The following is a 13,341-nucleotide window of genomic DNA, read 5'->3' as shown; positions in this document are numbered from 1 at the left end:
AAGGGCCGCCCATGGGCAGCCCTTCTTGCTTAGCGCACTGCCTATTACGGCTTGTGCGGGCGCGCCAGGAACTCGTGCGACTGCATCTCCAGCAGGCGGCTCAGGGTGCGCTGGAACTCGAAGTTCAGGCGGCCACCGCTGTACAGGTCCTTCAGCTCAACTTCGGCCGAGATGATCAGCTTGACGTTGCGGTCGTAGAACTCGTCCACCAGGTTGATGAAGCGCCGCGCCATGTCGTCCTTGGCCACGCCCATCTGCTCGACGTTGGCCAGGATCACCGCGTGGAAGATCTTGCCCAGCTCGATGTAGTCGTTCTGGCTGCGCGGGCCGTCGCACAGCTCGCGGAACTCGAACCAGGCCACGTCCTCGCAGACGCGTACGGCATTGATCGGGCGGTTCTCGATGATCAGCGCCTCGTTCTCCACCGCCTGGGTGCAGTCCGGCAGCAGGCTCGTGAAGCTGCGCTTCAGGCTGCTCTCGGCGTCGGCGCCGAGCGGGCTGTAGAACAGCTCGGCCTGCTCCAGGGCACGCAGGCGGTAGTCCACGCCGCTGTCGACGTTGACGATCTCGGTGTGCTGCTTGAGCAGGGCGATGGCCGGCAGGAAGCGCGCGCGCTGCAGGCCTTCCTTGTACAGGCCGTCCGGCACGATGTTGGAGGTGGCCACCAGGCTCACGCCGTTCTTGAACAGCTCCTCGAGCAGGGTAGCGAGGATCATGGCGTCGGTGATGTCGCTGACGAAGAACTCGTCGAAGCAGATCACCCGCGCCTCGTCGGAGAAGCGCTTGCCGATGATGGTCAGCGGGTTCTTCTCGCCCTTGAGGGTGCGCATCTCTTCGTGCACGCGCTTCATGAAGCGGTGGAAGTGGGTACGCATCTTCTGCTTGAACGGCAGCGCGTCGAAGAAGGTGTCGACCAGGTAGGTCTTGCCGCGGCCGACGCCGCCCCAGAAATAGATGCCTCTGACCGGGCCCTGCGGCTTCTTGCCGAACAGCTTGCCGAGCAGGCCGGACTTGGCCTGGTCCTGGGCGACCAGATCGTCGTACAGGCGCTGCAGGTGGCGCACAGCGTTTTCCTGCGCAGCGTCGTGGAAGAAGTCCGGCCGCTTCAAATCGGCCTGGTAGCGCTCAAGAGGAGTCATGCTGGGAACTTCGGTAACAAAAACGGGGCGGTCACTTTAGCGACGCGCCCCGTGCTTGGCAATCGGCCAGTAGCCGCGCAGGCCTTTATTCCTGCGGCGTCAGCGCCTCACGCAGGCGAACGATGGCCGCCTCCAGGGCATTGGCATCGGCGAAGGCCGGGCTCTCGCCGATGCGCTCGCCGTCCAGCCACACCGAGAAGACCTGCTCCTCGCCACGCACATCCAGCTCCGCGCCGGACTGCAGGGCCTTGCTGGCCTGGCCAGCGGCCTTGCCGTCGGCGAAGGATTTGGACAGCAGCAGCTGCTCGCCAGCGGCGTCCAGCAGGCGGAAGCGGAAGCTGCCGTCCTCGTCGCGGAAGCTGACGAAACGCGCGCTCTTGGCCGCTTTCTTCTTCTCGCCGCCGGTGGCCTGGACCTGCTCGCGGAAGGAGCGCAGGCCGACCGCCTCGCGCAGCTCGCCGAGGAACGGCGTAGCGATCTTGCGCGCCTTGGCGGCACCGGCCAGGAGGATGTCTTCCAGGTCGGCAGGACGGGTGATCAGCGCGTTGTAGCGCTCGCGGGCCTCGCCCAGCTCATTCTCCAGCAGCTGGCACAGGCGATTCTTCGCCTCGCCCCAGGCCAGGCCGCCTTCCAGTTCGGCGCGGAACTCGGCCTGCTGAGCCTGGGAAGCAAAGGCCTGGTACAGGGTGAACAGGTGCGAGCCGTCGACGTCCTTGGCCTCGCCCGGCAGCTTGGAGTCGGTGACGATGCGCGCGATGGCGTCCTTGAGCTGCTTGGCGGTGCCGAACAGCGGGATGGTGTTGTCGTAGCTCTTGCTCATCTTGCGGCCGTCGAGGCCGGGCAGGGTCGCCACTTCTTCCTCGATCACCGCCTCGGGCAGGGTGAACAGCTCCTTGCCGGCGCCGAACAGGTGGTTGAAGCGCTGGCCGATGTCACGCGCCATCTCCACGTGCTGGATCTGGTCGCGGCCGACCGGCACCTTGTGCGCGTTGAACATCAGGATGTCCGCCGCCATCAGCACCGGGTAGCTGAACAGGCCCATGGTCACGCCGGCGTCCGGGTCCTCGCCCTGCTCGACGTTCTTGTCCACCGAGGCCTTGTAGGCGTGGGCGCGGTTGAGCAGGCCCTTGCCGGCGACGCAGGTGAGCAGCCAGCACAGCTCGGGAATTTCGGGGATGTCGGACTGGCGATAGAAGGTCGCCTTGTCGGTATCCAGCCCCAGGGCCAGCCAGGTGGCGGCGATCTCCAGGCGCGAACGCTGGATGCGCGCCGGGTCGTCGCACTTGATCAGCGCGTGGTAGTCGGCGAGGAAGTAGAAGGAGTCGGCGTCGGCGGCACGGCTGGCGACGATGGCCGGGCGAATCGCGCCGGCGTAGTTGCCCAGGTGCGGGGTGCCGGTAGTGGTGATGCCGGTGAGGATACGAGTGGTCATCTGGGTATTCGCTTCAACTTATTGGAGGCGGGGCTGAACCAGCTCTTTCAGCTCGGGCAGCTTGCCGTGAAAAAAGTGGCCGCATTCTGCCACCTTCAGCAGCTCATGGGCACGCGGCAGCGCTGCCGACCAGGCGTAGACCGCCTCGGGCTCCACCACCTCGTCCTGCTCCGGCTGCACCACCACCAGCTCGCCACCCTGCGGCAGGTGCTCGGGCGCCTGCAGGCGGTGCACCGCCGGCGCCACCATGAACAGCCTGGGAACGGCGATGCCCTGGTCTTCCAGGCGCCCAGCCAGGGCGCCGGCAACGAAGCCGCCGAAGGAGAAGCCGAGCAGGGTCAGCGGCAGCTCGGGGTGCTGCTGGCGCAGCCAGTGCGCCACCGCCTCGGCGTCATCCACCTCGCCACTGCCCATGTCGTGGCTGCCGGCACTGGCGCCGACGCCGCGGTAGTTGAAGCGCAGGGTGTGGTAGCCCATGTCGCGCACCGAGCGCTGCAGGGTGGAGACCACCTTGTTGAGCATGGTGCCGCCCTGGACCGGATTGGGATGGCAGATCAGGGCGACGCCCTGGGCGTCCGGCACTTCACAGAACAGCGCTTCGAGCTGGCCACAAGGACCGTCGAGCAGCAGAGGGTTTTCGCGGATCAACAGCAGGAACTCCGTGACCCCGGGCAGGGTCGACACGTCTTGGTTAGGCACATCGCACAACAGGGCTTTGCCGCGGTATACAGCGCCGGCGAGAGCCGCTACCGTAAAACAAAGCCGCTTTCAGAGGAAGGACTCGTGGAACAATCGCTCACCCCCTGGCTGCTGCCCGCCATCGCCCTGCTGGTTGGCGTCGCCATCGGCTTCCTGGCCGCGCGCCTGCTGCCCAATGCTGCCCCCAGCCGCACCCAGCGTCAGCTGGATGATCTGCAGCAGCGCTTCGACAGCTACCAGAGCGAGGTAGTGACCCACTTCAACACCACCGCCAGCCTGGTGAAGAAACTGACCCAGAGCTACCAGGACGTACAGGAACACCTCTCGCACGGCGCCGACCGCCTGGCCGCCGACGAGGTGACCCGCCAACGCCTGCTGGCCGCCCTGCACGCCGACGACGGCAAGGTGCCGCGCGAACGCCTGACCCCGCCGCGCAGCAACGAGGCGCCCAAGGACTACGCGCCGAAGGAGCCGGACGCCCCCGGCACCCTGGACGAAGGTTTCGGCCTCAAGCGCTAATCGTCAGACATAAAAAAGCCCCGCAGATGCGGGGCTTTTTTTTATTGCGCGGTGCTTAGATGGCGCCGCGGGCACGCAGCAGGTCGAGCACCTGCTTGACGCCCTCCTCCACCGACGAGGACTGGGTGTCGATCACCAGATCGGCATTCAGCGGCACGTCATAGGGGAAAGACTCGCCCGGGATGTTGTCGCCACCAGCGGCGTACAGACCCTGCGGATCACGCTCGCGGCAGGCCGCCGGAGAGGCCTGGACGTACACGGTGACCAGGCGATCGCTGCCGATCAGCGCCTTGGCCTGCTCGCGGCCTTCGGCATCCGGGGCGACGAACGCGGCCAGGGTCAGCAGACCGGCCTCGTTGAACTGACGCGCCACCTGGGCGGCACGACGCCAGTTCTCGGTGCGACCGGCACGATCCTGCGGCAACCCCTTGTTCAGGTCGTGACGCAGGTTCTGGCCATCCAGCACGTACACGGCGCGGCCCATGTCGAACAGCTTGCGCTCCACGGCGTAGGCCAGGGTGCTCTTGCCGGCGCCGGACAGGCCGCTGAACAGCACGGTGGCCGGCTGCTGGCCGAAGCGTGCGGCACGCTCCTCGCTACCGACATGACCGACGGTGTCGCGATGACCATGACCGGCCTGCGGCGCCGCAATGATCATGCCGGCACCGACGGTGCCGTTGGTCAGGCGGTCGATGACGATGAAGGCGCCGGTGGTGCGGTTCTGCCCGTAACCATCGAGGGCGATCGGCGCATCCAGGGCGATCTTGACCTTGGCGATCTCGTTCAGCTGCAGGCTGCTGGCGGCAGTCTCTGCCAGGGTATTCACATCGACCTTGTGGGCGATGCTCGGGATCGAGCCCGGCACGTAGCTGGTGGCGCGCTTGATGTCGTACTTCTTGCCCGGCAGCATCGGCTCCTCGGACATCCACACCAGCATGGCATCGAAGCTGTCGGTGACCTGCGGGCGGTTGTCGGCATGCACCAGCATGTCGCCACGCGATACATCGATCTCGTCCTCCAGGGTCAGGGTGATGGCCTGGCCGGGACCAGCCTGCTCCAGTTCGCCCTCGAAGGTGACGATGGACTTGACCTTGCTGCCCTTGCCCGACGGCAGGGCGATGACTTCGTCACCCTTGCGCACGACGCCACTGGCCAGGGTGCCGGCGAAGCCGCGGAAGTTCAGGTTCGGACGATTGACGTACTGCACCGGGAAGCGCATGTCGTCGAGATTGCGGTCGCCGGAGACCTCCACGGTCTCGAGGATTTCCATCAGCGACTGGCCGCTGTACCAGGGCGAGCGCTCGGACTTGTTGACCACGTTGTCGCCCTTCAGCGCCGACATGGGCACGAAATGCAGCGAATTGGTCTTCAGGTTGATCTTCTCGGCGAACTGCAGGTAGTCGGCCTTGATCTGCTCGAACACGCCCTCGTCGAAGCCCTTGAGGTCCATCTTGTTGATGGCGACGACGATGTGCTTGATGCCCAGCAGCGACGCGATGAAGCTGTGGCGCTTGGTCTGGGTCTGCACGCCGTAGCGGGCATCGATCAGGATGATGGCCAGGTCGCAGTTGGACGCGCCGGTCGCCATGTTGCGGGTGTACTGCTCATGGCCGGGGGTGTCGGCGATGATGAACTTGCGCTTGGTGGTGCTGAAGTAGCGGTACGCCACGTCGATGGTGATGCCTTGCTCGCGCTCGGCCTGCAGGCCGTCGACCAGCAGCGCCAGGTCGATGTCTTCACCGGTGGTGCCGACTTTCTTCGAGTCCTTGGTGATGGCATCCAGATGGTCTTCATAGATCATCTTGGAGTCGTGCAGCAGGCGGCCGATCAGGGTGCTCTTGCCGTCGTCGACGTTGCCGCAGGTGAGGAAGCGCAGCAGCTCTTTACGCTCGTGCTGGGCCAGGTAGGCGAGGATGTCCTCGCTGATCAGTTCGGATTGGTGCGACATAATTAGAAGTACCCCTGACGTTTCTTCTCTTCCATCGAGCCGGAAGAGTCATGGTCGATAACTCGGCCTTGGCGCTCAGAGGTTTTGGCCAACAGCATTTCCTGAATGATTTCCGGCAGGGTGCTGGCGGTGGACTCCACGGCGCCAGTCAGCGGGTAGCAGCCCAGAGTACGGAAGCGCACCATCTTCTTGTGGATGCTGGCTTTCTGATCAGGGGTGAGGTGTTCGAGGATGCGCTCGTCGTCGATCATGATCAGCGCGCCGTTCATCTCGATCACTTCGCGCTCTTCGGCGAAGTACAGCGGCACGATCGGGATCTGCTCCAGATAGATGTACTGCCAGATGTCCAGCTCGGTCCAGTTGGACAGCGGGAACACACGGATCGACTCGCCTTTCTTGACGTTGCCGTTGTACACGTTCCACAGCTCGGGACGCTGGTTCTTCGGGTCCCAGCGGTGCTTGCTGTCGCGGAAGGAGTACACACGCTCCTTGGCACGGGACTTCTCTTCGTCGCGGCGCGCGCCACCGAAGGCGGCATCGAAACCATGCTTGTCCAGCGCCTGCTTGAGGCCCTCGGTCTTCATCACGTCGGTGTGCTTGGCACTGCCGTAGGTGAAGGGGTTCATGTCCTGCGCCACGCCATCGGGGTTGGTGTGGGTGATCAGGTCCAGGCCGTACTCTTTGACCATCTTCTCGCGGAAGCTGTACATCTCCTGGAATTTCCAGCGAGTGTCCACGTGCATGACCGGGAACGGCAGCTTGCCGGGGAAGAACGCCTTGCGCGCCAGATGCAGCATCACGGCGGAATCTTTACCGATGGAATACAGCATCACCGGGTTGTCGAATTCGGCGGCCACTTCACGAATGATGTGGATACTCTCCGCCTCGAGCTGTTTCAGGTGCGTCAGTTTGTCGAGCATGGCTTATCACAGATCTGGGAATGAACGGCCGGCGGGCCGTGGACGAGGGCGCACTCTAGCACAGCGCCCTCTTCTATTCAGGCGAGCGCTTAGAACTAAACGATCTAGTTTTATGCCCGAAAATCAGACGGGATTTGGGCAATCGATAAAGAGATGTTCGATGGCAAAACGCCGCGCCAGATAGTCTCCCAGCGCCTGCACGCCATAGCGCTCAGTGGCATGGTGGCCGGCGGCGATGAAGCTCACGCCGTTCTCGCGGGCGCTGTGGAAAGTCTGCTCCGAAGCCTCGCCGGTGAGGAACAGATCGACCCCGGCGGCGATGGCGTTGTCGATGTAGCCCTGGCCACCACCAGTGCACCAGCCGACCTTGCGCACCATGCCCTCGCCCTCCACCAGCAGCGGCTCGCGGCCCAGCACTTCCTGCACGCGACGAGCGAAGTCACGCGCGCTCAGCGGCTCGGCCAGCGAGCCAAGCAGACCGACTACCTTGGGGTTGTTCGGATCGAGCGGACCTTCCACGGTGATATCCAGCTGACGCGCCAGCTGCACGTTGTTGCCGACCTCCGGGTGCACGTCCAGCGGCAGGTGGTAGGCCAGCAGGCTGATGTCATTGCCCAGCAGGGTCTGCAGGCGGCGGCGCTTCATGCCGGTGATGCAGGCATCCTCACCCTTCCAGAAATAGCCGTGATGGACCAGCACCACGTCGGCCTCGGCCTCCACCGCAGCATCCAGCAGCGCCTGGCTCGCAGTCACGCCACTGACGATGCGGCGCACCTGTGGCCGACCCTCGACCTGCAGGCCGTTCGGGCAGTAGTCGGAGATACGTGCGGCGTTGAGGTAGCGATCGGCTTCCTCTACCAGGGTGGTCAGGGCGATGGCCATGATTTTTCCTCGTCAAACTGATGCCAGCGCTGCCCTTCCGGGCGGTGGCGCCTCTATAATGCCGCCACCTTAAGGGCCGCCTCCGGCCCCCGCAACCCTCAGGATTTCACTTCGATGCTCAAGGCCCTGCGCTTCCTTGGCTGGCCCCTGCTGGTCGGTCTGTTGCTGGCACTGCTGCTGATCCAGCGCTACCCGCAATGGGTCGGCCTGCCCGGCAACGAAGTGCGCCTGCAGCAGGCCCCGCGCTACGGCATCGCCCAGGAAGGGCCAGTGTCCTACGCCGACGCGGTGAGCCGCGCGGCGCCTGCAGTGGCCAACCTGTACACCACCAAGATGGTCAACAAGTCGTCCACCCACCCACTGCTGGAAGACCCGGTGTTCCGCCGTTTCTTCGGCGACAACCTGCCCAAGCAGCGGCGCATGGAATCGAGCCTCGGTTCTGCAGTGATCATGAGCCCGGAAGGCTACCTGCTGACCAACAACCATGTGGTGGCGGACGCCGACCAGATCGTGGTGGCGCTCAAGGACGGCCGCGAGACCCTGGCCCGCCTGATCGGCAGCGACCCGGAGACCGACCTCGCGGTCCTCAAGATCGACCTGAAGAACCTGCCGGCCATCACCCTCGGCCGGTCCGACCAGATCCAGATCGGCGATGTCACCCTGGCCATCGGCAACCCCTTCGGCGTTGGCCAGACCGTGACCATGGGCATCATCAGTGCCACCGGGCGTAACCAGCTGGGCCTGAACACCTACGAGGACTTCATCCAGACCGACGCGGCGATCAACCCCGGCAACTCCGGCGGCGCGCTGGTGGATGCCCACGGCAACTTGATCGGCATCAACACCGCGATCTTCTCCAAGTCCGGCGGCTCGCAGGGCATCGGCTTCGCCATCCCGGTCAAGCTGGCCCGCGATGTGATGAAGGCGATCATCGAGCGCGGCCAGGTGATCCGCGGCTGGCTGGGTATCGAAGTGCAGCCGCTGACGCCGGAGCTGGCCGAGTCCTTCGGCCTGCAGGGCCGTTCGGGCATCCTGGTCGCCGGCATCTACCGCGACGGCCCGGCGCAGAAAGCCGGCCTGCAACCAGGCGACCTGATCCTGAAGATCGCCGACGAGGCCGCCATCGACGGCCGCCGCTCGATGAACCAGGTGGCGCGCACCCAGCCCGGCGAGAGCGTCACCATCGAGGTGCTGCGCGGCGGTGAAACCCTGAAGCTGACCGCCGAGATCGGCGTGCGCCCGCCGGCCGAAGTGCAGCAGCCGCAACAGCCTTAAAAGAAGCGGCCATGAAAAAGGCGCCCCGCGGGGCGCCTTTTTCGTTTCAGCGGCTGTTACAGGATCTGCCCCAAGGCATCCAGCAGCGCCTGGTTCTGCTGCGCATTGCCGATGGTGATGCGCAGGAACTGGGCGATCCGCTGCTGCTTGAAGTGACGCACGATCACGCCGTGCTCGCGCAGCGCCGCGGCCAGTTCGCCGGCATCCTTCTGCGGATGACGGGCGAAGATGAAGTTGGCCGCCGATGGCAGTACTTCGAAGCCCAGGCCGGCGAGCGCGGCAACCACCTGCTCGCGGCTGTCGATGACCTTCTGACAGGTCTCGCGGAAATAGGCCTCGTCCTCGAAGGAGGCCGCCGCACCGACGATGGCCATACGGTCCAGCGGGTAGGAGTTGAAGCTGTTCTTGATCCGCTCCAGCGCCTCGATCAGGTCCGGATGACCGACCGCGATGCCGACCCGCAGGCCTGCCAGCGAACGCGACTTGGACAGGGTCTGGGTCACCAGCAGGTTCGGATAGCGGTCGACCAGCTTGATCGCCGACTCGCCACCGAAGTCGATATAGGCCTCGTCCACCACCACCACGCTGTCCGGGCTGCCCTGCAGCAGGCGCTCGACGGCTTCCAGCGGCAACAGGCAACCGGTCGGCGCGTTGGGGTTGGGGAAGATGATCCCGCCATTCGGCCGCGCATAGTCCTCGGTGTGAATCTGGAACTGTTCGTCCAGCGCCAGCGCCTCGTAGGGAATGCCGTACAGCCCGCAGTAAACCGGGTAGAAGCTGTAGGTCACGTCCGGGAACAGCAGCGGCTTGCCGTTCTGGAACAAACCGTGGAACGCATGCGCCAGCACCTCGTCGGAGCCATTGCCGACGAACACCTGGGCAGTACTCACGCCGTAGTAGTCGGCCACCGCCTGCTTGAGGCGGTCGCTGTTCGGGTCCGGGTACAGACGCAGGCTGTCGCCCAGCTCGGCCTGCATGGCGGCCACCGCCTTGGGCGACGGGCCATAGGGGTTCTCGTTGGTGTTCAGCTTGACCAGCTTGGCCAGTTTCGGCTGCTCGCCCGGTACGTAGGGCACCAGGTCCTTGACGAAGGGGCTCCAGAATTTGCTCATCTGCCCTTCTCTCCTCGATTCGATACTTGAATGAGGCGCGCGCGGCGCGCCTGCGAAAACTCAGTTCTTGATGCGGTACTCAGCACTGCGCGCATGCGCGGTCAGCGACTCGCCACGGGCCAGCACGGAAGCGACCTTACCCAGCTCGGAGGCACCCTCGGCCGAGCAATGAATGATCGACGAGCGTTTCTGGAAGTCGTACACGCCCAGCGGCGAGGAGAAGCGCGCGGTACCGGAAGTCGGCAGCACGTGGTTCGGCCCGGCGCAGTAGTCGCCCAGCGCCTCCGCAGTGTAGCGGCCCATGAAGATGGCGCCGGCATGACGGATCTGCGGCAGGTACTGCTCGGGGTTCTCCACCGACAGCTCCAGGTGCTCCGGCGCGATGCGGTTGGCCACCTCGATGGCCTGGGCCATGTCGGCGACCTGGATCAGCGCGCCACGACCTTCCAGAGAAGTACGGGCGATGGTCTCGCGCTCCAGGGTCGGCAGCAGCTTGGCGATGCTCTCGGCCACGCGGTCGAGGAAGGCGGCGTCCGGGCTGACCAGGATGGACTGGGCATCCTCGTCGTGCTCGGCCTGGGAGAACAGGTCCATGGCGATCCAGTCCGGATCGGTCTGGCCATCGCAGACCACGAGGATTTCCGACGGCCCGGCGATCATGTCGATACCGACCTTGCCGAACACGTGGCGCTTGGCGGTGGCCACATAGATGTTGCCGGGGCCGACGATCTTGTCCACCGGCGGTACGCTCTCGGTACCGTAGGCCAACGCGGCCACGGCCTGGGCGCCACCGATGGTGAACACGCGATCGACGCCCGCCACGCAGGCAGCAGCCAGGACGATCTCGTTGATCTCGCCACGCGGGGTCGGCACCACCATCACCACTTCCGGCACACCGGCGACCTTGGCCGGGATGGCGTTCATCAGTACCGAGGACGGGTAGGACGCCTTGCCGCCCGGCACGTACAGACCGGCGCGATCCAGCGGAGTGACCTTCTGCCCCAGCACCGTGCCGTCGGCCTCGGTGTAGGTCCAGGAGTCCTGCTTCTGCCGCTCATGGTAGATGCGCACGCGCTCGGCGGCCTTCTCCAGAGCCGCGCGCTGCTCGGTGCTGATGCGAGTCAGGGCCAGCTCCAGGCGCTCGCGCGGCAGGATCAGGTCAGCCATGGCGGCGACCTGCAGGCCATCGAACTTCTCGGTGAACTCAACCACGGCAGCATCGCCACGGCTGCGCACGGCATCGATGATATCCAGCACACGCTGGTTGACCGCGTCGTCCGACACGCTTTCCCAGCTCAGCAGATGATCCAGGTGTCGTGCGAAGTCCTGGTCAGCAGCATTGAGTCGGCGGATGGCGATAGGAGCGGTCATAGCGGGCCTCATGTTTGGCTATTGCTCAGGCGCCCGTAGAGTACCAGCCGCCCCGTGCGGGCACCTGAGAATTCTGGCTATGACACGGATAGGCGCGTGCGGCGCAGGGCCGCACTGGAGGTATCAGCTTTGGTGTCGCGCCTCGACGGCGCCACGCAGGGTCTCGATCAGCGCCTGGATGCGGCCATGCTGCATCTTCATCGAGGCCTTGTTGACGATCAGTCGCGAGCTGATGTGGGCGATCAGCTCCTGGGGCTCCAGACCGTTGGCACGCAGGGTGTTGCCGGTGTCGACCACGTCGATGATCTTGTCGGCCAGGCCGACCAGCGGGGCCAACTCCATGGAGCCGTACAGCTTGATCACGTCGACCTGACGGCCCTGCTCGGCGTAGTACCGCTTGGCCACGTTGACGAACTTGGTGGCGACGCGCAGGCGGCCTTTCGGCTCCGGCGCACCGACCTTGCCGGCGGTCATCAGCTTGCAGTTGGCGATCTGCAGGTCGAGCGGCTCGTACAGGCCCTGGCCACCGTACTCCATCAGCACGTCCTTGCCGGCCACGCCGAGGTCGGCGGCGCCGTGCTCGACGTAGGTCGGCACGTCGGTGGCGCGCACGATCAGCAACTGCACGTCATCCTGAGTGGTCGGGATGATCAGCTTGCGGCTCTTTTCCGGATTCTCGGTCGGCTCGATACCTGCCGCGGCGAGCAGCGGCAGGGTGTCGTCGAGAATACGGCCCTTGGACAGCGCGATGGTCAGCATGAAATGCCCTTACTAGCCCGGCACGCGGCGGATCTTGGCGCCGAGCAACTGCAGTTTTTCCTCGATGCACTCGTAACCACGGTCGATGTGGTAGATGCGGTCGATCAGGGTCTCGCCATCGGCGACCAGTGCAGCGATCACCAGGCTGGCGGAGGCACGCAGGTCGGTGGCCATGACCGGAGCGCCCTTGAGCGCCGGCACGCCGGTGACGATGGCGGTGTTGCCTTCGACCAGGATCTGCGCGCCCATGCGGTTCATCTCATAGACGTGCATGAAGCGGTTCTCGAACACGGTCTCGATGACGGTGCCGGTACCCTCGGCGATGGCGTTGAGGGAGATGAACTGGGCCTGCATGTCGGTCGGGAAGGCCGGGTACGGCGCGGTGCGCACGTTGACGGCCTTCGGACGCTTGCCCTTCATGTCCAGTTCGATCCAATCGGCGCCGGTGGTGATCTCGGCGCCCGCCTCCTGCAGCTTGGCCAGCACGGCCTCGAGGATGGTCGGATCGGTGTCCTTGAGCTTGACGCGGCCACCGGTGGCGGCGGCAGCCACCAGGTAGGTGCCGGTTTCGATACGGTCGGGCATCACACTGTAACGACCGCCACCCAGGCGCTCGACGCCTTCGATGGTGATGGTGTCGGTACCGGCACCGCTGACCTTGCCGCCCATGGCGTTGATGAAGTTGGCCAGGTCGACCACCTCAGGCTCGCGCGCGGCGTTTTCCAGCACGGTGCGACCCTTGGCCAGCGCGGCGGCCATCATGATGTTCTCGGTACCGGTCACGCTGACGATATCGAAGAAGAAGTGTGCGCCACGCAGGCCGCCGGCCGGAGCCTTGGCCTTGATGTAGCCGCCCTCGACAGTGATCTCGGCGCCCATGGCTTCGAGGCCACGGATGTGCAGGTCGACCGGACGCGAGCCGATGGCGCAGCCGCCGGGCAGTGCGACTTCGGCTTCGCCGAAGCGCGCGACCATCGGGCCGAGCACCAGGATCGAGGCGCGCATGGTCTTCACCAGTTCATAGGGCGCGACCAGGGTCTTGATGGTGCTGGCATCCACTTCGACGCTGAGTTTCTCGTCGATGATCGGCTGTACGCCCATACGGCCGAACAGCTCGATCATGGTGGTGATGTCGTGCAGGTGCGGCAGGTTGCACACGGTGACCGGGGTGTCGGCCAGCAGGGTGGCTGCAAGGATCGGCAGCGCGGAGTTCTTCGCGCCGGAAATACGGATTTCGCCGTCGAGGCGGATACCGCCGGTGATGATCAGTTTGTCCATTCGAGTC

The 13,341-nt window shown here is 65.1% G+C and carries 12 protein-coding genes; 2 read left to right on the top strand and 10 right to left on the bottom strand.

The genetic code is table 11. From position 1 onward, the window contains the following. Positions 1 to 44: 44 nt before the first annotated feature. From zapE to PTT45_RS21900, 3 genes are all read right to left on the bottom strand, one after another. Positions 45 to 1,139, bottom strand: coding sequence for a cell division protein ZapE (gene zapE / locus PTT45_RS21910; RefSeq protein WP_273816107.1), 1,095 nt, complete (start codon positions 1,137 to 1,139; stop codon positions 45 to 47). Between the two features lie 85 nt (positions 1,140 to 1,224). Further along, positions 1,225 to 2,571 (bottom strand): tryptophan--tRNA ligase, encoded by a 1,347-nt coding sequence (locus PTT45_RS21905; RefSeq protein WP_273816106.1) that lies wholly within the window; start codon positions 2,569 to 2,571, stop codon positions 1,225 to 1,227. Positions 2,572 to 2,589: 18 nt separating this feature from the next. Further along, complete coding sequence (locus PTT45_RS21900; RefSeq protein WP_273816161.1) at positions 2,590 to 3,222, bottom strand: alpha/beta hydrolase; 633 nt, start codon at positions 3,220 to 3,222, stop codon at positions 2,590 to 2,592. A 132-nt stretch (positions 3,223 to 3,354) separates the two neighbouring features. On the opposite strand from PTT45_RS21900, the gene PTT45_RS21895 reads away from it, so the two are divergent. Further along, complete coding sequence (locus PTT45_RS21895; RefSeq protein ID WP_273816105.1) at positions 3,355 to 3,789, top strand: YhcB family protein; 435 nt, start codon at positions 3,355 to 3,357, stop codon at positions 3,787 to 3,789. Positions 3,790 to 3,844: 55 nt separating this feature from the next. Here the strand turns inward: PTT45_RS21895 and cysN are convergent, their stop codons facing one another. The 3 genes from cysN to PTT45_RS21880 all read right to left on the bottom strand — a co-directional run bounded on the left by cysN (position 3,845) and on the right by PTT45_RS21880 (position 7,539). Then, positions 3,845 to 5,737 (bottom strand): sulfate adenylyltransferase subunit CysN, encoded by a 1,893-nt coding sequence (cysN, locus tag PTT45_RS21890; RefSeq protein WP_273816104.1) that lies wholly within the window; start codon positions 5,735 to 5,737, stop codon positions 3,845 to 3,847. Positions 5,738 to 5,739: 2 nt separating this feature from the next. Continuing rightward, a complete protein-coding gene (gene cysD, locus PTT45_RS21885) occupies positions 5,740 to 6,657 on the bottom strand; it encodes a sulfate adenylyltransferase subunit CysD (RefSeq protein ID WP_273816103.1) in 918 nt (305 codons plus the stop codon). 123 nt (positions 6,658 to 6,780) lie between these two features. Next, positions 6,781 to 7,539 (bottom strand): Nif3-like dinuclear metal center hexameric protein, encoded by a 759-nt coding sequence (locus PTT45_RS21880; RefSeq protein WP_043309128.1) that lies wholly within the window; start codon positions 7,537 to 7,539, stop codon positions 6,781 to 6,783. Positions 7,540 to 7,653: 114 nt separating this feature from the next. Between PTT45_RS21880 and algW the strand changes: the two genes are divergently transcribed. Beyond that, the gene (gene algW / locus PTT45_RS21875; RefSeq protein ID WP_273816102.1) at positions 7,654 to 8,814 is read left to right on the top strand and encodes a Do family serine endopeptidase AlgW; all 1,161 of its coding nucleotides are present in this window, start codon (positions 7,654 to 7,656) and stop codon (positions 8,812 to 8,814) included. Between the two features lie 56 nt (positions 8,815 to 8,870). On the opposite strand, the gene hisC is transcribed toward algW, so the two are convergent. The 4 genes from hisC to murA all read right to left on the bottom strand — a co-directional run bounded on the left by hisC (position 8,871) and on the right by murA (position 13,334). After that, entirely contained in the window at positions 8,871 to 9,926 is a 1,056-nt protein-coding gene (gene hisC / locus PTT45_RS21870) for a histidinol-phosphate transaminase (RefSeq protein WP_273816101.1), read from the bottom strand. A 60-nt stretch (positions 9,927 to 9,986) separates the two neighbouring features. Beyond that, complete coding sequence (gene hisD, locus PTT45_RS21865; RefSeq protein WP_273816100.1) at positions 9,987 to 11,297, bottom strand: histidinol dehydrogenase; 1,311 nt, start codon at positions 11,295 to 11,297, stop codon at positions 9,987 to 9,989. 123 nt (positions 11,298 to 11,420) lie between these two features. Then, a complete protein-coding gene (hisG, locus tag PTT45_RS21860) occupies positions 11,421 to 12,056 on the bottom strand; it encodes an ATP phosphoribosyltransferase (RefSeq protein ID WP_043309132.1) in 636 nt (211 codons plus the stop codon). A gap of 12 nt (positions 12,057 to 12,068) precedes the next feature. Further along, a complete protein-coding gene (gene murA / locus PTT45_RS21855) occupies positions 12,069 to 13,334 on the bottom strand; it encodes a UDP-N-acetylglucosamine 1-carboxyvinyltransferase (protein ID WP_273816099.1) in 1,266 nt (421 codons plus the stop codon). Positions 13,335 to 13,341 lie beyond the last annotated feature (7 nt).

The organism is Pseudomonas sp. Gutcm_11s, assembly GCF_028649395.1.
Classification (GTDB): Bacteria; Pseudomonadota; Gammaproteobacteria; order Pseudomonadales; family Pseudomonadaceae; genus Aquipseudomonas.
This window is presented reverse-complemented; position numbering and strand designations above follow the sequence as displayed.

What these genes read in the sequence shown, in the direction of transcription:
- PTT45_RS21905 (WP_273816106.1), bottom strand. Translation starts at nt 2,571, where the DNA reads ATGACCACTCGTATCCTCACCGGCATCACCACTACCGGCACCCCGCAC.
- hisC (WP_273816101.1), bottom strand. Translation starts at nt 9,926, where the DNA reads ATGAGCAAATTCTGGAGCCCCTTCGTCAAGGACCTGGTGCCCTACGTA.
- cysN (WP_273816104.1), bottom strand. Translation starts at nt 5,737, where the DNA reads ATGTCGCACCAATCCGAACTGATCAGCGAGGACATCCTCGCCTACCTG.
- cysD (WP_273816103.1), bottom strand. Translation starts at nt 6,657, where the DNA reads ATGCTCGACAAACTGACGCACCTGAAACAGCTCGAGGCGGAGAGTATC.
- PTT45_RS21880 (WP_043309128.1), bottom strand. Translation starts at nt 7,539, where the DNA reads ATGGCCATCGCCCTGACCACCCTGGTAGAGGAAGCCGATCGCTACCTC.
- murA (WP_273816099.1), bottom strand. Translation starts at nt 13,334, where the DNA reads ATGGACAAACTGATCATCACCGGCGGTATCCGCCTCGACGGCGAAATC.
- algW (WP_273816102.1), top strand. Translation starts at nt 7,654, where the DNA reads ATGCTCAAGGCCCTGCGCTTCCTTGGCTGGCCCCTGCTGGTCGGTCTG.
- hisD (WP_273816100.1), bottom strand. Translation starts at nt 11,297, where the DNA reads ATGACCGCTCCTATCGCCATCCGCCGACTCAATGCTGCTGACCAGGAC.
- zapE (WP_273816107.1), bottom strand. Translation starts at nt 1,139, where the DNA reads ATGACTCCTCTTGAGCGCTACCAGGCCGATTTGAAGCGGCCGGACTTC.
- hisG (WP_043309132.1), bottom strand. Translation starts at nt 12,056, where the DNA reads ATGCTGACCATCGCGCTGTCCAAGGGCCGTATTCTCGACGACACCCTG.